This is a genomic window from Burkholderia sp. BCC0506, from assembly GCF_902833145.1.
GTDB lineage: Bacteria > Pseudomonadota > Gammaproteobacteria > Burkholderiales > Burkholderiaceae > Burkholderia.
Genome location: NZ_CADFEN010000009.1, coordinates 254,405 through 273,385, shown reverse-complemented (window position 1 = coordinate 273,385; position 18,981 = coordinate 254,405). Strand labels below are relative to the sequence as shown.

At 68.7% G+C, this 18,981-nt stretch carries 19 protein-coding genes; 10 read left to right on the top strand and 9 right to left on the bottom strand.

Translation table 11 applies throughout. The annotated features are described in order from the left end of the window. Positions 1-70: 70 nt before the first annotated feature. The 7 genes from kdpE to HWX62_RS22115 all read right to left on the bottom strand — a co-directional run bounded on the left by kdpE (position 71) and on the right by HWX62_RS22115 (position 9,675). Positions 71-769, bottom strand: coding sequence for a two-component system response regulator KdpE (gene kdpE, locus HWX62_RS22145; RefSeq protein WP_175930636.1), 699 nt, complete (start codon positions 767-769; stop codon positions 71-73). Then, the gene (locus tag HWX62_RS22140; RefSeq protein ID WP_175930635.1) at positions 762-3,605 is read right to left on the bottom strand and encodes a sensor histidine kinase KdpD; all 2,844 of its coding nucleotides are present in this window, start codon (positions 3,603-3,605) and stop codon (positions 762-764) included. Before HWX62_RS22140 ends, kdpE begins: the two co-directional genes overlap by 8 nt. A gap of 150 nt (positions 3,606-3,755) precedes the next feature. Further along, the gene (gene kdpC / locus HWX62_RS22135; RefSeq protein WP_175930634.1) at positions 3,756-4,337 is read right to left on the bottom strand and encodes a potassium-transporting ATPase subunit KdpC; all 582 of its coding nucleotides are present in this window, start codon (positions 4,335-4,337) and stop codon (positions 3,756-3,758) included. A 25-nt stretch (positions 4,338-4,362) separates the two neighbouring features. After that, positions 4,363-6,447 carry a potassium-transporting ATPase subunit KdpB gene (gene kdpB / locus HWX62_RS22130; protein WP_175930633.1) on the bottom strand — a complete coding sequence of 695 codons (2,085 nt, stop codon included), beginning with the start codon at positions 6,445-6,447 and terminating at the stop codon, positions 4,363-4,365. A 52-nt stretch (positions 6,448-6,499) separates the two neighbouring features. Continuing rightward, a complete protein-coding gene (kdpA, locus tag HWX62_RS22125) occupies positions 6,500-8,305 on the bottom strand; it encodes a potassium-transporting ATPase subunit KdpA (RefSeq protein WP_175930632.1) in 1,806 nt (601 codons plus the stop codon). Further along, a complete protein-coding gene (gene kdpF / locus HWX62_RS22120) occupies positions 8,302-8,394 on the bottom strand; it encodes a K(+)-transporting ATPase subunit F (RefSeq protein ID WP_006752209.1) in 93 nt (30 codons plus the stop codon). The genes kdpA and kdpF overlap by 4 nt, the downstream gene beginning before the upstream one ends. A 306-nt stretch (positions 8,395-8,700) precedes the next feature. Then, positions 8,701-9,675, bottom strand: a complete 975-nt coding sequence (locus tag HWX62_RS22115) for a quinone oxidoreductase (protein WP_175930631.1) — start codon at positions 9,673-9,675, stop codon at positions 8,701-8,703. 519 nt (positions 9,676-10,194) lie between these two features. On the opposite strand from HWX62_RS22115, the gene HWX62_RS22110 reads away from it, so the two are divergent. After that, positions 10,195-10,548: a Rap1a/Tai family immunity protein gene (locus HWX62_RS22110; RefSeq protein ID WP_175930630.1), complete on the top strand. Its 354-nt coding sequence runs from the start codon at positions 10,195-10,197 to the stop codon at positions 10,546-10,548. 14 nt (positions 10,549-10,562) lie between these two features. Further along, the gene (locus HWX62_RS22105) at positions 10,563-11,030 is read left to right on the top strand and encodes a T6SS effector amidase Tae4 family protein (protein ID WP_175930629.1); all 468 of its coding nucleotides are present in this window, start codon (positions 10,563-10,565) and stop codon (positions 11,028-11,030) included. Positions 11,031-11,149: 119 nt separating this feature from the next. Here HWX62_RS22105 and HWX62_RS22100 read toward each other — a convergent pair whose 3' ends face one another. Then, the gene (locus tag HWX62_RS22100) at positions 11,150-11,542 is read right to left on the bottom strand and encodes a methylglyoxal synthase (protein WP_006478230.1); all 393 of its coding nucleotides are present in this window, start codon (positions 11,540-11,542) and stop codon (positions 11,150-11,152) included. A gap of 65 nt (positions 11,543-11,607) precedes the next feature. After that, positions 11,608-12,387, bottom strand: coding sequence for an SDR family oxidoreductase (locus tag HWX62_RS22095; RefSeq protein WP_175930628.1), 780 nt, complete (start codon positions 12,385-12,387; stop codon positions 11,608-11,610). A gap of 208 nt (positions 12,388-12,595) precedes the next feature. Here HWX62_RS22095 and upp point away from each other — a divergent pair, with 208 nt between their 5' ends. The 8 genes from upp to HWX62_RS22055 all read left to right on the top strand — a co-directional run bounded on the left by upp (position 12,596) and on the right by HWX62_RS22055 (position 18,976). After that, positions 12,596-13,246 carry a uracil phosphoribosyltransferase gene (gene upp, locus HWX62_RS22090; protein WP_006478229.1) on the top strand — a complete coding sequence of 217 codons (651 nt, stop codon included), beginning with the start codon at positions 12,596-12,598 and terminating at the stop codon, positions 13,244-13,246. Between the two features lie 196 nt (positions 13,247-13,442). Next, entirely contained in the window at positions 13,443-14,171 is a 729-nt protein-coding gene (locus tag HWX62_RS22085; protein ID WP_175930627.1) for a YebC/PmpR family DNA-binding transcriptional regulator, read from the top strand. Positions 14,172-14,276: 105 nt separating this feature from the next. After that, complete coding sequence (gene purD / locus HWX62_RS22080; RefSeq protein ID WP_175930626.1) at positions 14,277-15,557, top strand: phosphoribosylamine--glycine ligase; 1,281 nt, start codon at positions 14,277-14,279, stop codon at positions 15,555-15,557. A gap of 118 nt (positions 15,558-15,675) precedes the next feature. After that, entirely contained in the window at positions 15,676-16,599 is a 924-nt protein-coding gene (hemF, locus tag HWX62_RS22075) for an oxygen-dependent coproporphyrinogen oxidase (protein WP_175930625.1), read from the top strand. 14 nt (positions 16,600-16,613) lie between these two features. Beyond that, complete coding sequence (locus tag HWX62_RS22070) at positions 16,614-17,339, top strand: nicotinate-nucleotide adenylyltransferase (protein ID WP_175930674.1); 726 nt, start codon at positions 16,614-16,616, stop codon at positions 17,337-17,339. Between the two features lie 4 nt (positions 17,340-17,343). Continuing rightward, positions 17,344-17,787: a ribosome silencing factor gene (gene rsfS, locus HWX62_RS22065; protein WP_006484266.1), complete on the top strand. Its 444-nt coding sequence runs from the start codon at positions 17,344-17,346 to the stop codon at positions 17,785-17,787. Between the two features lie 19 nt (positions 17,788-17,806). Continuing rightward, positions 17,807-18,277 (top strand): 23S rRNA (pseudouridine(1915)-N(3))-methyltransferase RlmH, encoded by a 471-nt coding sequence (gene rlmH / locus HWX62_RS22060; protein ID WP_175930624.1) that lies wholly within the window; start codon positions 17,807-17,809, stop codon positions 18,275-18,277. Positions 18,278-18,328: 51 nt separating this feature from the next. Next, entirely contained in the window at positions 18,329-18,976 is a 648-nt protein-coding gene (locus tag HWX62_RS22055) for a Maf family protein (RefSeq protein ID WP_175930623.1), read from the top strand. The last annotated feature ends 5 nt before the right edge of the window (positions 18,977-18,981 follow it).

Sequence of the window (18,981 nt, the reverse complement as noted above, 5' to 3'; positions counted from 1 at the left end):
CGACCGTCGCGCCGGCGCAGCCCTGCCGGTGCGCGGCGCCGCGACCGCGGGCGCCGCCGCGCACCGCCCGTCACACGGCGCCGACGAGCCGGTAGCCGACGCCCGTCTCGGTGACGATGTGCTCGGGCTGCGCGGGATCGGCCTCGAGCTTCTGGCGCAGGTGCGCCATATAGATGCGCAGATAGTGATGGCTCTCGACGTGCGACGGCCCCCACACGTCGCGCAGCAGCTGGCGGTGCGTGAGCACGCGCCCCGCGTGACGCACGAGCGTCGCGAGCAGCCGGTATTCGAGCGGCGTCAGGTGTACGATCGCGTCGTCGCGCCACACCTGGCGCAGCGCGAGATCGACGGTCACGGTGCCGAAGGTCACCTTCGGCGACGCGTTCGCGCCGCCCTGGTTGCGCCGGCGCAGTTGCGCGCGAATCCGCGCACGCAGCTCGGACACGCCGAACGGCTTGGTCAGGTAGTCGTCGGCGCCCGCGTCGAGCGCTGCGACCTTTTCCTCCTCCTGCGTGCGGGCGGACAGCACGATCACCGGCACCTCGGACCAGCCGCGCAGCTCGCGGATCACGTCGAGGCCGTCGGTATCGGGCAGCCCGAGGTCGACGATCACGAGGTCGGGCTTGCGCGTCGCCGCGTCGATCAGCCCCTGCTTGCCCGTCTCGGCCTCGAACACCGCGATGTCCTCCTCTTCGAGCGCGGCGCGCACGAAGCGGCGGATCTGCTTTTCGTCCTCGATCAGGACGACGGTCAGGCTGGGTTCACTCATGGTCTGGCAATGACTCGGATGGGGGCGATGCGCCCGGCAGATCGGGTTCGTCGTCGGGCACGGCGGGCGCCGCCGGCGGCGTGTCGACCGGCAGCGTGAACCAGAAGCGCGCGCCCGTCACGTGGCCGTCGGGCGCGGTGCGGTTGAGCGCGCCGATTTTACCGCCGTGCGCCTCGACGATCGCGCGGCAGATCGCGAGGCCGAGCCCGATGCCCGGCGTCGCCGACTCCTTCTCGCCGCGCGTGAACTTGTCGAAGATCCGCGCTTCCATGCCGGCCGGCAGGCCCGGGCCGTGATCGTCGACGTGCACGCGCACGAATGGCAGCCCGTCCTCGGTCACGCGCTCCGCGCCGATGTCGATCGACGTGTCGGGCGGCGTGTACTTCGCCGCGTTCTCGAACAGGTTCGTGAACAGACGCTCCATCAGCACCGCGTCCATCTGCAGCAGCGGCAGGTCGGCCGGCAGCGCGACGCGCGCGGAATGGCGCGCGAGCACGCGCCGGCAGGCGGCGAGCGCGGCGCCGACGGTTTCCTCGAGCAGCGACCACTGACGCTTGAGCTGCAGGCTGCCGGCCTGCAGCCGCGCCATGTCGAGCAGGTTCGTGACGATGCCCGTCATCCGCAGCGCCTCGTCGTGAATCGCGTCGACGAGTTCGCCCTCGCGCTGCGCGAGCCGCCCGGCCGCCGCGGCGTCGCCGGCCTGCGCGGCCGCGCGCCCGTTCGCGAGCATCGACGAGAAGCCGACGATCGTCGTGAGCGGCGTGCGCAGGTCGTGCGAGATCGCCGACAGCAGCGAGTTGCGCAGCCGCTCGGATTCCATGTTGACGAGTGCGTCGCGCGCGATCTCGACGTAGTGCACGCGTTCGAGCGCGAGCGCGATCTGCGCGGCGAATGCGTCGAGCATCCGCTGCTGCTCGGGCACCTCGAGTTCGCGCGGCTCGCGCGACGCGACCGCCAGCACGCCGCGCGTGCGCATCGGCGCCTTCAGCGGCAGGTACAGCGCGGCCGTCGCCGGCAGCGTATCGGTGCCGCGCCCGGCCGGCTTCTGCTGGTCGTACACCCACTGGCCGACGTCGCTGTCGAGCTCCGCGCCCGTCAGCGTGACGGCCGCGTCGGGTTCCTCGATCTTCTGCCGCACCTGGTCCGCGCTGTCGGGCAGCAGGAACGCGACGCGCGCGCGAAACACCTCGCCCACGTGGCGGCTGCCGATCTCGACGATCTGCTCGGTCGTCAGCGCCGCGCCGAGCTCGCGCGCCATCGCGTAGATCGCGCCGGTGCGGCGCTCGCGGCGCTGCGCGATGCTCGCCTGGCGCGTCAGCGTCGACGTCAGGTGGCTGATCACGAGCGACGTCAGCAGCATCCCGAAGAAAGTCAGCAGGTATTGCGTATCGCTGACCGAGAACGACATGCGCGGCGGCACGAAGAAGAAATCGAACGCGGCCACCGACAGGAACGACTGCAGCACGCCCGGGCCGCGCCCGAGGCGCACCGCCGAGAACACCACGCCGAGCAGGTACAGCATCACGAGGTTCGTGAGATCGAGCCGCCCGGACACGACGCTCGCGACGACCGTGATCGCCGCGCAGATCGCGGCCGCATACACGTAGTGGCGCGGCGGCGAGCGGTGCGTGCCGAACTGCGCGAACGCATCGCGCCAGTCGCGCGCCCGCGCGTCGAGCGGCGCTGCGCGCGCCTCGTCGCTCGCGGACGCGCGAATCAGCATCAGGTCGACGTCGCCCGCGCGTTCCGCCAGCTGATCGCCGAACGGCCGCGCGAAGCGGCGCGCGAGCCCGACCTTCGACGAGCCGCCCGCGACGAGCTTCGACACGTTGCGCACCTTCGCATAGCCGATCAGCGCGGCGACCGCGTCGGCGCCGGCGAGCGTGGCCGTCTCCGCGCCGAGCTCGGCCGCGAGCTTCAGCGCGTCGAGCGTGCGCTGCCGGCGCGCGTCGGGCAGCCGCTGCAGGCGCGGCGTCTCGACGTACACGGCGATCCAGTCGGCCTTCAGGCTCGCGGCGAGGCGCGCCGCCGCACGCACGAGCGTCGGCGCCTCGGGGCCGGGGCCGACGCACACGAGCAGCCGCTCGCGCGCCTGCCAGATACGCTGGATCGAACGGTCGGCGCGGTACTCGCGCATCTGCGCGTCGACGCGATCGGCCGTGCGCCGCAGCGCCAGCTCGCGCAGCGCGATCAGGTTGCCCTTGCGGAAGAAGTTGCGCACCGCGCGCTCGGCCTGCTGCGCGAGATAGACCTTGCCGTCGCGCATCCGCTCGAGCAGTTCCTCGGCCGGCAGGTCGACCAGCGTGACTTCGTCGGCCGCGTCGAACACGCGGTCGGGCACGGTTTCCCACACGCGGATGCCGGTGATCGCGCCGACCACGTCGTTCAGGCTTTCGAGGTGCTGGACGTTGACGGTCGTATACACGTCGATGCCCGCGTCGAGCAGCTCGTAGACGTCCTGCCAGCGCTTCAGGTGCCGTGCGCCCTGCACGTTCGAATGCGCGAGCTCGTCGACGAGGATCAGTTGCGGCGCCCGCGCGAGCGCGCCGTCCAGATCGAATTCGGCGAGCGTGCGGCCGCGATAGTCGATGCGGGCGGGCGGCAGCACGTCGAGGCCGTCGAGCAGCGCGGCGGTCTCGCCGCGGCCGTGGGTCTCGACGATGCCGACGACGACGTCGACGCCTTCCTGCCGGCGCTGGCGCGCGGCCTGCAGCATCGCATAGGTCTTGCCGACGCCGGCGGACGCGCCGAAGAAAATCTTCAGCTGGCCGCGCCGCTGCTTTTCTTCATCGCGCTGCAGCTTGTCGAGGAGTTGGTCAGGATCGGGACGGTTCATGCGTGAGGAAAGCGGAGCGCCCGGATGCGCGCGAGTACGAGCATTGTGGTTCCAAATCGCCGCAAAAGGCAAAGACGGCGCGAGCGCCGTCGGGAAAAGCGCATCCGGCGCGGCTCAGCCCGCGCCGGATATGCCGGTTGGCGCGCGCGCTCAGTGCGCGGCCTGCGCGGCGTCGAGCGCGAGGTTCAGCTTCAGCACGTTCACGCGCGGCTCGCCGAGCACGCCGAACTGGCGGCCCGTCGTATTCGCGGCGACGAGCTGCGCGACCGCATCCGGCGCCAGGTTACGCGCCTTCGCGACGCGCTCGACCTGGTACGCGGCGGCGGCCGGCGTGATCTCCGGATCGAGGCCGCTGGCGGACGCCGTCACGAGATCGACCGGCACCGGCTTCGACAGGTCGGTGCCCGCATCGCGCAGCGCGGCGATGCGCGCCTTCACCTGGTCGGCGAGCGACGGGTTCAGCGGGCCGAGGTTCGAGCCGCCGGAGCCGGCCGCGTTGTACGGCATCGGCGCGGTGGCCGACAGCCGGCCCCAGAAATACTTCGGCGCGTCGAACGGCTGGCCGATCAGCGCGGAGCCGACGACCTTGCCGTTCTGCTCGATCAGGCTGCCGTTGGCCTGCGACGGAAACACGGCCTGGCCGAACACGGTCATCACGGCCGGGTAAGCAAGGCCCGTCACGGCGGTCAGGACGACAAAGATCACGACGAGCGGGCGAATCAACGATTTCATGATGGTTCCTTCGAGTGCGGCCGGCTCAGGCCCAGCCGAGCGCGGCGAGCGTCATGTCGATCAGCTTGATGAACGGGAACGGCAGCAGCACGCCGCCGAGGCCGTACACCAGCAGGTTGCGGCGCAGCAGCGACGCGGCCCCGAGCGGCCGGTAGGTCACGCCCTTCAGCGCAAGCGGGATCAGCGCGACGATGATCAGCGCGTTGAAGATCACCGCGGACAGGATCGCGGACGCCGGCGACGTCAGATGCATGATGTCGAGCACGCGCAGTTGCGGGTAGGTCGTCACGAACGCGGCCGGGATGATCGCGAAGTACTTCGCGATGTCGTTCGCGATCGAGAACGTGGTCAGCGACCCGCGCGTCATCAGCATCTGCTTGCCGATCTCGACGATCTCGATCAGCTTCGTCGGATTCGAGTCGAGGTCGACCATGTTGCCGGCTTCCTTCGCCGCCTGCGTGCCGGTGTTCATCGCCACGGCGACGTCGGCCTGCGCGAGCGCCGGCGCGTCGTTGGTGCCGTCGCCCGTCATCGCGACGAGGCGCCCGGCCGCCTGATGCTCGCGAATCGTCGCGAGCTTGGCTTCCGGCGTCGCTTCCGCGAGGAAATCGTCGACGCCTGCTTCCGCCGCGATCGCCGCGGCCGTCAGCCGGTTGTCGCCCGTCACCATCACGGTCTTGATGCCCATCTTGCGCAGTTCCGCGAAGCGCTCCTTGATGCCGCCCTTCACGATGTCCTTCAGCTCGATCACGCCCAGCACGCGCGCCGCCCCGTCCTGCAGGTCGGCCACGACGAGCGGCGTGCTGCCGCGGCGCGCGACGTCGTCCACCGCGCGGCGCACGTCTTCCGGGAAGCGGCTGCCGTGGGTTTCGACGTAGCGGCGGATCGCGTCGGCCGCGCCCTTGCGGATCTCGCGGCCCGGGAGATCGACGCCGCTCATCCGCGTCTGCGCGGAAAAGCCCAGGAACGTCGCGTGCAGTTGCGCCATGTCGCGCTGGCGGATGTTGAAGCGCTCCTTCGCGAGCACGACGATGCTGCGGCCTTCCGGCGTTTCGTCGGCGAGCGACGACAGTTGCGCGGCATCGGCCAGCGCTTCCTCGGTCACGCCCGGCGCGGGCACGAACATCGACGCCTGGCGGTTGCCGAGCGTGATCGTGCCGGTCTTGTCGAGCAGCAGCACGTCGACGTCGCCGGCCGCTTCCACCGCGCGGCCCGACGTCGCGATCACGTTCGCCTGCATCATCCGGCTCATCCCGGCCACGCCGATCGCGGACAGCAACCCGCCGATCGTCGTCGGGATCAGGCACACGAGCAGCGCGACGAGCGCGGTGATCGTCACCACGTGGCCGGCCTTCATCGCGTCGACCGAGAACATCGAGAACGGCAGCAGCGTCGCGGTCGCGAGCAGCATCACGATCGTCAGCGCGACGAGCAGGATCGTCAGCGCGACCTCGTTCGGCGTTTTCTTGCGCTTCGCGCCTTCGACCATCGCGATCATCCGGTCGAGGAACGCCTCGCCGGGGTTCGCGGTGACCTTCACGACGATCCAGTCGGACAGCACGCGCGTGCCGCCCGTCACCGACGAGAAGTCGCCGCCCGATTCGCGGATCACCGGCGCGGATTCGCCGGTGATCGCCGATTCGTCGACCGACGCGACGCCGTCGACGACTTCGCCGTCGGCCGGGATCACGTCGCCGGCCTCGACCAGCACGACGTCGCCTTTGCGCAGGTCGGACGCGGTCGTGATGCGGATCGGCGACTTCGGGTGCGGCTCGTTGAGCTTCTTCGCCATCACGTCCTTCTTCGCGCTGCGCAGCGACGCGGCCTGCGCCTTCGAGCGCCCTTCGGCGAGCGCCTCGGCGAAGTTCGCGAACAGCACCGTGAACCACAGCCACAGCGCGATCGCGAGGATGAAGCCGGCCGGCGCCTCGGCCTGGCCGGACAGCGCCGCGATCCACAGGATCGTGGTCAGGATGCTGCCGACGTACACGCAGAACATCACCGGGTTGCGGAACTGCGTGCGCGGCGTGAGTTTCTTGAACGAATCCACGATCGCCGGGCGCAGCAGCGCCGGATCGAACATGGACCGTGTTGCGGAATGTTGAGTCATTGCGATCTCTTCAAGCTCTTCAGTCTTTTCAATGTGTCGCCATGCGGGCGCATCACGCGCCGAGCCACATCATCAGGTGCTCGACGCCCGGGCCGAGCGCGAGCGCCGGCACGTAGGTCAGCGCGCCCACCAGCAGCACGGTGCCGAGCAGCAGCACGACGAACAGCGGGCCGTGGGTCGGCAGCGTGCCGCTCGTCGCCGCGATGCGCTTTTTCGCGGCGAGGGAACCTGCGATCGCCAGCACCGGCACGATCGTGCCGAAGCGGCCGAACCACATCGCGATCGCGGTCATCCAGTTGTAGAACGGCGTGCCGACCGTCAGGCCCGCGAACGCGCTGCCGTTGTTGTTCGCGGCCGAGCTGAACGCATAGAGGATTTCCGAGAAGCCGTGCGGGCCCGGGTTCGCGATGCCGGCCTTGCCCGCGTCCGCCAATACCGCGATCGACGTGCCGACCAGCACGAGCAGCGGCGTGAGCAGCACGACGATCGACACCATCTTCATCTCGTACGACTCGATCTTCTTGCCGACGTATTCCGGCGTGCGGCCGATCATCAGGCCCGCGACGAACACCGCGAGCAGCGCGAACACGAGCATCCCGTAGAGGCCGGAGCCGACTCCGCCGTAGACCACCTCGCCGAGCTGCATCAGCAGCATCGGCACGAGGCCGCCGAGCGGCGTCAGCGAATCGTGCATCGCGTCGACCGCGCCGCACGACGCGGCCGTCGTCGCGACCGTGAAGATGCCGGTCTGTGCGATCCCGAAGCGCGTTTCCTTGCCTTCCATGTTGCCGCCCGGCTGCAGCGCGCCCGCCGCCTGGTCGACGTGCAGCGCCGCGAGCGTCGGGTTGCCGGCCTGCTCGGCGCTCACCTCGACGCCGGTCGCGACCGCGAATGCAACCGTCATCGCCGCGAGCACCGCGATGCCCTGCCGGCGATCGCCGATCATGCGGCCGAACACCAGGCACAGCGCGGCCGGAATGATCAGGATCGCGAAGATCTCGATGAAGTTCGCGAACGGCGTCGGATTCTCGTACGGATGCGCGGAGTTCGCGTTGAAGAAGCCGCCGCCGTTGGTGCCGAGCATCTTGATCGCTTCCTGCGACGCGACCGGCCCCATCGCGAGCGTCTGCTTCGTGAGCGGGGTCGGCACCGTGACCGCATTGCCCTTGTCGTCCTTCACCGGGTTGCCCTGCGCATCGAGCTTCGGCGCCGCATAGGTGCTCGCCTGCAGCACCGGCACGTCCTGATACGCCTTCATGTTCTGCAGCACGCCCTGGCTCATCAGCAGCGCGGCGACCACCACCGACATCGGCACGAGCACGTACAGCGTCACGCGCGTGAGGTCGACCCAGAAGTTGCCGATCGTCTGCGCGGTGTGGCGCGCGAAGCCGCGGATCAGCGCGATCACGACGACGATGCCGGTCGCGGCCGACAGGAAGTTCTGCACCGTCAGGCCGAGCATCTGCGACAGATAACTGACGGTCTGCTCGGGCGTGTAGTCCTGCCAGTTCGTGTTGGCGACGAAGCTGACGGCCGTGTTGAACGCGCCGTCGGGCGTCATCGCGCCGAACTGCTGCGGGTTGCCGGGCAGGAAGCCCTGCAGGCGCAGCAGCGCGTAAAGGAACAGCACGCCGAGCGCATTGAACGCGATCGTCGCGACCGTGTACTGCTTCCAGTTCATTTCGGTGCCCGCATCGACGCCCGCGATGCGGTACAGCGCGCGTTCGAGCGGCCCGAACACGCGCACGACGCGCGAGCTGCCGTCCATCACCGCGCTCAGGTAGCGCGCGACCGGCACGGCCGCCGCGAGCAGCACGACGAGGAACAGCAGCGTCTGCAACAGGTTGTTCGCGTTCATTCGATATCCTCCGCGCGCAGCAGCGCAAAGACGAGATACGCGAACAGCAGGGCCGTCGAGGCGCCCGCCAGCCAAAGCATCCAGGTCATGCGCGCCCCCCGCGACCGTATTGCACGAGCTTGTCGCAACCGGCAAGCAAACCGAGGATCAGCGCGGTGAAGACCACCAGTGCGCCGATGAAAACCCCATCCATTTTTGTGTTCTCCGTCGTCGAAATCGGACGACTAGAACCTTATGGGAATGTGCGTAAAGGGCGGGTCAAAGCTATCGGGGCGGGTATAAAAAACGCGTAAACGCGCGGGGCGGAACGGGAGCGAATCGACGCGGGACGGACGGCGCCGCGGCGCCGTCCGCAACAGGCGCGTGCAGGCACGGCGCCGGCACGCAGGGATGGGTCAGGGAACGAGGATCGTCGAGCCGGTGGTCTTGCGCGCCTCGAGATCGGCATGCGCGCGACCGACTTCCGCGAGCGGATAGCGCTGGTTGATGCTCGTCTTCACCTTGCCCGACAGGATCACGTCGAACAGCTCGGCGGCCGCGGCTTCGAGGTCGGCGCGCTTCGCGATGTACGAGAACAGCGTCGGCCGCGTGAAGAACAGCGAGCCGCGCGACGAGAATTCCTTCGAGTCGATCGGCGGCAGCGGGCCCGACGCGTTGCCGAAGCTGACGAAATAGCCGAGCGGCGCGAGGCAGTCGAGCGAGCCGATGTAGGTGTCCTTGCCGATCGAATCGTAGACGACCGGCACGCCCGCGCCGTTCGTGATCGCCTTCACGCGCTGCGTGAAGTTCTCGCGTGTATAGACGATCGGATGATCGCAGCCGTGCGCCTTCGCGAGTTCGGCCTTTTCATCGGAGCCGACCGTGCCGATCACGGTCGCGCCGAGCGCCTTCGCCCACTGGCACACGAGCAGGCCGACGCCGCCCGCGGCCGCATGGATCAGGATCGTGTCGCCGGCCTTCACCGGGTACGTGCGGCGCAGCAGGTAATGCGCGGTCAGGCCCTGCAGCATCACCGACGCCGCATCGTCGTAGCCGATGCCGTCCGGCAGCTTCACGACGCGCTCGGCCGACATCACGCGCTCCTGCGCATACGCGCCGGGCGGCTGCCCGACATAGGCGACGCGGTCGCCGGCCTTGAACGCGGTCACGCCGTCGCCGACGGCCGTCACCTCGCCCGCCGCCTCCATCCCGAGGCCGCCGGGCAGCGGCTGCGGATACAGGCCCGTGCGGAAATACACGTCGATGTAGTTGAGGCCGACCGCGTGTTGGCGGATGCGGACTTCGCCCGCCTTCGGCGCGCCGACCTCGACATCGACCCACTTCATCACGTCCGGGCCGCCCGGCTGCTCGTATCGGATTGCTTTCGGCATCGTTGTGCTCCTCTTCTGTCTGGAATCTGGAAATCCGGTTCGGCGAATGCATCGACATTGCCGCTGCGGCGATGCGTGTGAACACGGGTCGTAGCGGAGGATTCTCGCGCGTCGTGCGCGGTCACGCAGCGCGTCGTCATAATCCCTTCACCTCGGTAGGGTTTTCGCCGGAAGCGGATTGCATGTCCATGTAGGCCGCGGGACCGGCAGGACCGGAAGAATGGCTCCCGGTGAGTCCTGCCGCTTGCGCAATCAACGACACCCGTGACACTTCGTCACGTTCGATCATGGCCTCCCGGTTGGGCGGCGTTCCGTCCACGATGGCCGAGCGGGGCCGCCCCGCGAACTTTCGCGTCGCGCCCGGTGCGCAGGGCATCTCCCGTGCCGCGTTGGCGCACTGGGCCCACCGCCGGCCGACGTCGATGCCGGTTGGTTCGGCAACGCAGGTCCTCGCTGTACTCATTTACGAGATGACGACCGTGCTATTTTGCCTGTTGCTCAATTCGCCAAGCACACCCAATGAACCGCCCACTTATCCGGAACATGTTTGTTATCGCGTCGTTGTCGGCAAGTCTCGGCAGCGCAATCGCAGAGCCGGTACCGCGCGTCGACGGTGCGCGCTTGCTCGATAGCGTGAGCCGTTCCGACAATCGCCCGTACACCGATGCCGAGCGCCACACGATGGCCGGGTATCTGGCCGGGGTAGCCGATGCGACCGAGGGTAAGGACTGGTGCGACAACGGGCGCGTCAAACCGGGAGAAATCGATTCGGAAGTGCTCGGCGCGCTCCGCAAACTGCCAAGAGGCGCACTGAATGCGAGCGCGGCGAAATTGGTCGCCCGCGTCTTACGAGAAAAATTCCCTTGCCGTTAATCGAGGAAGCTCGCTTGAAACCGCCGTTCTCCATACTGAGCAGTCGCTATCCAAGCAACAAGACCGTCTCGAGGGAAGCGCTTTACCAGGAATTGGGCTGGCAAGACCTGATCCAGAATCCTTCGTATGCGAATACGTGCGCCATTCGGATCAGCGTGGCACTCGTCAAAAGCGGAATAACGCTGCGCGGCGGACTGGTCATCCAGAAAGGAGTGCATCGTGGGCGCCGCATCGAGGCGGGGCAAGCCAGGCTGGCCAAGATGCTGGCGGAGCCGGCGTCTTTCGGCAAAGCCGAAGTGTTTCGGCGCGATGACGCCATGACGGGCATCGCCGCCAGAAAGGGCATCGTGGCCTTCTGGAACATCCCGGGATACATGAATGGTCGGGGCGGGCATATCGACCTGATCGACGGTGCACGCGCCCTCTGTAGCTCGGACTGCTACTGGACGGCATCCGAAGTGTGGGTCTGGCCCTTACGGTAATCGGCGATATCCCGATTCCGCGTCACCCATGCCGATGCCGCCATTCTCGCCGCGCAGCGTCGCCATGCGGCAGCAGCGACATGGCGACGCCAAACCCGGACCATCGCGCCGGCCCGCGCCTAGCAAACGTCCTGCATGTTCCGCGCCAGATCGTCGAGCAGCATCCGCGCGGTCGCGACGTTGGTCGCGACCGGCACGTCGTGCACGTCGCACGCGCGCACCAGCGCGGTGATGTCGGGGTCGTGCGGCTGCGCGGTCATCGGGTCGCGCAGGAACACGACGATGTCGACGCGGCCGTCGGCCAGCTCGGCGCCGATCTGCAGGTCGCCGCCGAGCGGCCCCGACAGCTTGCGCTCGACCTCGAGCCCGTGCGCGGCCGCGATGCGGCCGCCCGTCGTGCCGGTCGCGACCAGCCGGCATTGCGCGAGCGTCTCGCGATACTGGCCCGCGAGCGCGACGATCTCGTCCTTCTTCGCGTCGTGCGCAATCAGTGCGATGCGGGGTTTGCTCATCTCCGGTTCCTTCGTCGTTCGGTTGTTCGGTGGTTGTGTTGTCGTCGTGAATCGAAAAGCGCCGGTCAGAACGTACCCGGATACGCGCCGCCGTCGAGCAGCCAGTTCTGCCCGGTGATGTAGCCCGCATGCACGCTGCACAGGAACGCGCAGGCCGCGCCGAATTCGGCGCGCGTGCCGAGGCGCCCGGCCGGGATGTCCCTGGTGCGACGCGCGCGCATCTCGTCGACCGTCACGCCCTGCGCCTTCGCCGACGCGGCGAGCGTCGTCGCGATCCGGTCGGTGTCGAACAGCCCCGGCAGCAGGTTGTTGATCGTCACGCCCTGCCCCGCGACCTTGCGCGACAGCCCCGCGACGAAGCCGGTCAGCCCCGAGCGCGCGCCGTTCGACAGCGCCAGCACGTCGATCGGCGCCTTCACGGCCGAACTCGTGATGTTGACGATCCGGCCGAAGCCGCGCGCGATCATCCCGTCGACGGTCGCGCGGATCAGCTCGATCGGCGTCAGCATGTTCGCCTCGAGCGCGCGGATCCAGTCGTCGTGCGAGAAATCGCGGAAGTCGCCGGGCGGCGGGCCGCCGGCATTCGTCACGAGCATGTCCGGCTGCGGGCACGCGGCGAGCGCGGCCGCGCGGCCTTCCGGCGTCGTGATGTCGCAAGCGACCGCGGTGACCGACACGTTCGCGCCGGCGCGGATTTCCTCCGCGGTTTCCTCCAGCGTGTCGCGCGTGCGCGCGACGATCACGAGGTTCACGCCTTCCGCGGCCAGCGCTTCCGCGCAGCCGCGCCCGAGGCCCTTGCTTGCCGCGCACACGAGCGCGGTCTTTCCTTCGATGCCGAGATCCATCGTCGCTTCCCTGGTGGCGCGCGTGCCGGCCCGGCCCCGCGCGGCCGCCGGCGGGCGGGCGAACGGGCGTGCGCGGCACGCGGATTGTCGTGAGACGTCGATAATATCCGGATCGCGCCGCGCGCCTTGGTAAAATTGCGGCCATAAGCGACGGCCGGCCCGTGCCCGCCGCCGCCCCGATCCCCTTTTGCCGCCAAGGCACCCCGTCATGAAACAGGACAGCCGTTTCCCGAACCTCTTCATCACCGATCACCCGCTGATCCAGCACAAGCTCACGCACATGCGCGACAAGGACACGTCCACGCGCACGTTCCGCGAACTGCTGCGCGAGATCACGCTGTTGATGGGTTATGAGATCACCCGCAACCTGCCGATCACGACCAAGCGGGTCGAAACCCCGCTGGTGGCGGTCGACGCGCCGGTGATCGCGGGCAAGAAGCTCGCGATCGTGCCCGTGCTGCGCGCGGGCATCGGGATGTCGGACGGCCTGCTCGACCTGGTGCCGTCCGCGCGCGTCGGCCACATCGGCGTGTATCGCGCCGAGGACCATCGCCCGGTCGAATACCTGGTGCGCCTGCCGGACCTGGAAGACCGCATCTTCATCCTGTGCGACCCGATGGTCGCGACCGGCTATTCGGCCGTGCATGCGGTCGACGTGCTCAAGCGCCGCAACGTGCCGGCCGCGAACATCATGTTCGTCGCGCTGGTCGCCGCGCCCGAGGGCGTGCAGGTGTTCCAGGACGCGCACCCCGACGTGAAGCTGTTCGTCGCGTCGCTCGACTCGCACCTGAACGAGCACGCGTACATCGTGCCGGGCCTGGGCGACGCCGGCGACCGTCTGTTCGGCACCAAGAACTGACGCGCCGGCGCGCCGCGACGGCCGCCCCGGCCGTTCGGCCAGCCGCGGCGGCCCCGAACCGGCGGTCGCCGCGTGATAAAATCACGATCCACTCGACACGCGCGGCCCCGCGGCTTCATGCCCGCCGACACGGCCGCCGATTCAACGACACACTGAAACAATCGCCCGCGCCGCGCGCCCGGGCACGGAGAAAGGTATGGCTGGTCATTCGAAATGGGCCAACATCAAGCATAAGAAGGCTGCGGCCGACGCGAAGCGCGGCAAGATCTGGACGCGCCTGATCAAGGAAATCCAGGTGGCGGCGCGCCTCGGCGGCGGCGACGTCAACTCGAACCCGCGCCTGCGTCTCGCGGTCGACAAGGCAGCCGACGCGAACATGCCGAAGGACAACGTCAAGCGCGCGATCGACCGCGGCGTCGGCGGCGCGGACGGCGCGAACTACGAAGAAATCCGTTACGAAGGCTACGGCATCGGCGGCGCGGCGGTCATCGTCGACACGCTGACCGACAACCGCACGCGCACGGTCGCGGAAGTGCGTCACGCGTTCTCGAAGTTCGGCGGCAACATGGGCACCGACGGCTCGGTCGCGTTCATGTTCGATCATGTCGGCCAGTTCCTGTTCGCGCCCGGCACGTCGGAAGACGCGCTGATGGAAGCCGCGCTCGAAGCCGGCGCGAACGACGTGAACACGAACGACGACGGCTCGATCGAAGTGCTGTGCGACTGGCAGGCGTTCTCGGCGGTGAAGGACGCGCTCGAAGCCGCCGGCTTCAAGGCCGAGCTCGCCGAAGTGACGATGAAGCCGCAGAACGAAGTCGAATTCACCGGCGACGACGCGGCGAAGATGCAGAAGCTGCTGGACGCGCTCGAGAACCTCGACGACGTGCAGGACGTGTACACGAACGCCGTCATCGTCGAGGAATGAGATGCCGGCCGCCGCGCACCTGTCGCGGCGGCGGCCCGACCGATTCCGCGGCCGGCGCGCGCTGAGCGTGCCGGCCGCCCTGTTTTCTAGTCTGCGGGGAATCCCATGAAACTACTCGTCGTCGGTTCCGGCGGCCGCGAACATGCACTGGCGTGGAAGCTCGCGCAGTCGCCGCGCGTCCAGATGGTCTACGTCGCGCCCGGCAATGGCGGCACGGCGCAGGACGAGCGTCTGAAGAACGTCGACATCACGTCGCTCGACGCACTCGCCGATTTCGCGGAACGCGAAGGCGTCGCGTTCACGCTCGTCGGGCCGGAAGCGCCGCTCGCGGCCGGCATCGTCAACCTGTTCCGCGCACGCGGCCTGAAGATCTTCGGCCCGACCCGCGAAGCCGCGCAGCTCGAAAGCTCGAAGGATTTCGCGAAGGCGTTCATGAAACGCCACGGCATCCCGACCGCCGACTACGAAACCTTCTCGGATGCGGCGGCCGCCCACGCGTACATCGACGCAAAGGGTGCGCCGATCGTCGTGAAGGCCGACGGCCTTGCGGCCGGCAAGGGTGTCGTCGTCGCGATGACGCTCGAGGAAGCGCATGCGGCCGTCGACATGATGCTGTCGGGCAACAAGCTCGGCGACGCCGGCGCGCGCGTCGTGATCGAGGCATTCCTCGACGGCGAGGAAGCCAGCTTCATCGTGATGGTCGACGGCAAGCACGCGCTGGCGCTGGCCTCCAGCCAGGACCACAAGCGTCTGCTCGACGAGGATCGCGGCCCGAACACCGGCGGTATGGGTGCGTATTCGCCCGCGCCGATCGTCACGCCGCAGATGCATGCACGCGTGATGCGCGAAATCATCATGCCGACCGTGCGCGGGATGGAGAAGGACGGCATCCGCTTCACGGGCTTCCTGTACGCGGGCCTGATGATCGACAAGGACGGCAATCCGCGTACGCTCGAGTTCAACTGCCGGATGGGCGACCCGGAAACGCAGCCGATCATGGCGCGCCTGAAGAGCGATTTCTCGAAGGTCGTCGAGCAGGCGATCGCGGGCACGCTCGATACGGTCGAGCTCGACTGGGATCGCCGCACCGCGCTGGGCGTCGTGCTCGCCGCGCACGGTTACCCGGACGCGCCGCGCAAGGGCGACCGCATCAACGGCATCCCGGCCGAAACCGAGCAGGCCGTGACGTTCCATGCGGGCACGACGCTCGCCGACGGCGACAAGCTGGTTACCTCGGGCGGCCGCGTGCTGTGCGTGGTCGGCCTCGCCGATTCGGTGCGCGAAGCGCAGCAGCATGCGTACGACACGATCAACCAGATCAATTTCGAAGGCATGCAGTACCGCCGCGACATCGGCTTTCGCGCGCTCAACCGCAAGAGCGCGTGACGTCGCCATCGCCGCCCCGCGCCCTTGCGGCGGCGGCCCCTCTGCCGGGGTTCGATAGAATGCCCGGCAGACGCTTTTTTTACGGCCCCCGCGTCAGGCGGGGGCAGCCAGTCCAGACATGACCGATTCGACCTACGACGTGGCGCGTGTGCGCACGTACCTTCAGGGCCTGCAGACACGGATCGCCGATGCACTCGGCGCGCTCGACGGCACGCCGCTCGCGACCGACACGTGGCAGCGCGGGCCGGCCGAGCGCCTGCGCGGCGGCGGCTGCACGCGGATTCTCGAAGGCGGCCGCGTGTTCGAACGCGCGGGAATCGGTTTTTCCGACGTCGCGGGCGACGCGCTGCCGCCGTCTGCGAGCGCGGCGCGCCCGCAGCTCGCGGGCCGCGGCTTCGAGGCGCTCGGCGTGTCGCTCGTGCTGCACCCGCGCAATCCGTACTGCCCGACCGTGCACATGAACGTGCGGATGCTGATCGCGACGAAACCGGGCGAGGCGCCCGTGTTCTGGTTCGGCGGCGGCATGGATCTGACACCGGTTTACGGGTTCGAGGACGACGCGCGGCATTTCCACCAGACCTGCAAGGAGGCGCTCGACCCGTTCGGCGCCGAGCTCTACCCGCGCTTCAAGCAATGGTGCGACGAATATTTCTTCCTGAAGCACCGCAACGAGACGCGCGGCATCGGCGGGATCTTCTTCGACGATTTCTCGGAGCCCGGTTTCGAACGCTCGTTTGACCTGATGCAAAGCGTCGGCGACGCGTTCCTGTACGCGTACCTGCCGATCGTCGAGCGCCGCGCCGGGCTGCCGTACGGCGAGCGCGAGCGCGACTTCCAGGCATACCGCCGCGGCCGCTACGTCGAATTCAACCTCGTGTTCGACCGAGGCACGCTGTTCGGCCTGCAAAGCGGCGGCCGGACCGAGTCGATCCTGATGTCGATGCCGCCGGTCGCGAACTGGCGCTACAACTGGCAACCCGAGCCGGGTTCGCCCGAAGCGCGCCTGTACAGCGACTTCCTCGTGCCGCGCGACTGGGTCTGAGCCCGCGCGCACCGCTGCCCCAACGAAAGGACGCGTTTCTGAACACCACCGCCCGCCCCGCCCCGCTGCCGCGCCGTATCGGCTTGCTGGGCGGCACCTTCGACCCGATCCACGACGGCCATCTCGCGCTCGCGCGCCGGTTCGCCGAGCTGCTCGACCTGACCGAACTCGTGTTGCTGCCCGCCGGGCAGCCATACCAGAAGCGCGACGTGTCGGCCGCCGAGCACCGGCTCGCGATGACGCGCGCGGCCGCCGGCACGCTGTCGATGCCGGGTGTCGCCGTGACCGTCGCCACCGACGAGATCGAGCACACCGGCCCGACCTACACGGTCGAGACGCTCGCGCGCTGGCGCGAGCGGATCGGCCCGGATGCGTCGCTGTCGCTGCTGATCGGCGCCGACCAGCTCGTGCGCCTCGATACGTGGCGCGACTGGCGTGCGCTGTTCGACTACGCGCACATCGGCGTATCGACGCGCCCGGGCTTCGAGCTCGGCGCGGCGCCGCCGGACGTCGCGCGGGAAATCGCCGCGCGGCAGGCCGATGCGGACGTGCTCAAGGCCGCGCCGGCAGGCCGCCTGCTGATCGATACGGCCCTTTCGTTCGACATCGCCGCGACCGACATCCGCGCGCACCTGCGCGAATGCATCGCACGCCATGCGCAAATGCCCGACGCGTCGGCCGAACATGTGCCGGCCGCCGTATGGGCCTATATTCTTCAACATCGCCTCTACCATTCCTGAATCCATGGATATTCGCAAACTGCAGCGCGTGATCGTCGACGCCCTCGAAGACGTCAAGGCGCAAGACATCAAGGTGTTCAACACCAGCCACCTGACCGAACTGTTCGACCGCGTGGTCGTCGCCTCGGGCACCTCCAACCGCCAGACCAAGGCCCTCGCGTCGAACGTGCGCGACAAGGTCAAGGAAGCCGGCGGCGACGTCGTCAGCTCCGAGGGCGAGGACACCGGCGAATGGGTGCTGGTCGACTGCGGCGACGCGGTCGTGCACATCCTGCAGCCGGCGCTGCGCCAGTACTACAACCTCGAGGAAATCTGGGGCGACAAGCCCGTGCGGATGAAGCTCGGCGGCGGCAAGGGCAACGGCTTCGCCACGGCGAGCGAAGACGACGAGGAAGAGGAAGAAGCGCCCGCACGCCCGGCGCGCAAGACGGCCGCCCGCCGCCGCTGAGTCGCGGCGCGTCTCCCCGATGAAGCTTTACATCCTCGCGGTCGGCCACAAGATGCCGGGCTGGATCGCATCCGGCTTCGACGAATACACGAAGCGGATGCCGCCCGAGCTGCGCATCGAGTTGCGCGAAATCAAGCCTGAACTGCGTTCGGGCGGCCGCAGCGCCGAAAGCGTGATGGCGGCCGAGCGGCAGAAGATCGAGGCCGCGCTGCCGAAGGGCGCGCGCCTCGTCGCGCTCGACGAACGCGGCCGCGACTGGACCACGATGCAGCTCGCGCAGGCGCTGCCCGGCTGGCAGCAGGACGGCCGCGACGTCGCGTTCGTGATCGGCGGCGCCGACGGGCTCGATCCGGAACTGAAAGCACGCGCCGACGTGCTGCTGCGCATCTCGAGCATGACGCTGCCGCACGGCATGGTGCGCGTGCTGCTCGCCGAACAGCTTTACCGGGCGTGGAGCATCACGCAGAATCACCCCTACCACCGCGCCTGACGCGTCGTCCTCGAGACGCGCGCCGCGCGCGCTCAACGAGATAACGACACCATGCCGTCCAGCACGCCCCCCGCATCTTTTCCGACCCCGCTTTTCCAGACGCTTTACCTCGCTTCGCAAAGCCCGCGCCGCCAGGAGCTGCTGCAGCAGATCGGCGTACGCTTCGAGCTGCTGCTGCCGCGCCCCGACGAGGATGCCGAGGCGCTCGAGGCCGAACTGCCCGGCGAAGCCGCCGACACGTACGTGCGGCGCGTGACCGTCGCGAAGGCCGAGGCCGCGCGTGCGCGCCTCGTCGCGAGCGGCAAGCCGGCCGCGCCGGTGCTGGTGGCCGATACGACCGTGACGATCGACGGCGCGATCCTCGGCAAGCCGGCCGACGCCGACGACGCGCTTGCGATGCTCACGCGCCTCGCCGGCCGCGAGCACGAGGTATTGACCGCCGTCGCGGTGATCGGCGCCGACGGCGAACTGCTGCCGCCCGCGCTGTCGCGCTCGTCGGTACGCTTTTCTGCTGCACCGCGCGACGCGTTCGAGCGCTACGTCGGAACCGGCGAGCCGTTCGGCAAGGCCGGCGCGTATGCGATCCAGGGCCGCGCGGCCGAATTCATCGAGCGAATCGACGGTTCCCATTCAGGTATCATGGGTCTGCCCCTTTTTGAGACTGCCGCGCTGCTGCGTACCGCACGCGTCGCCTTCTGAACCGC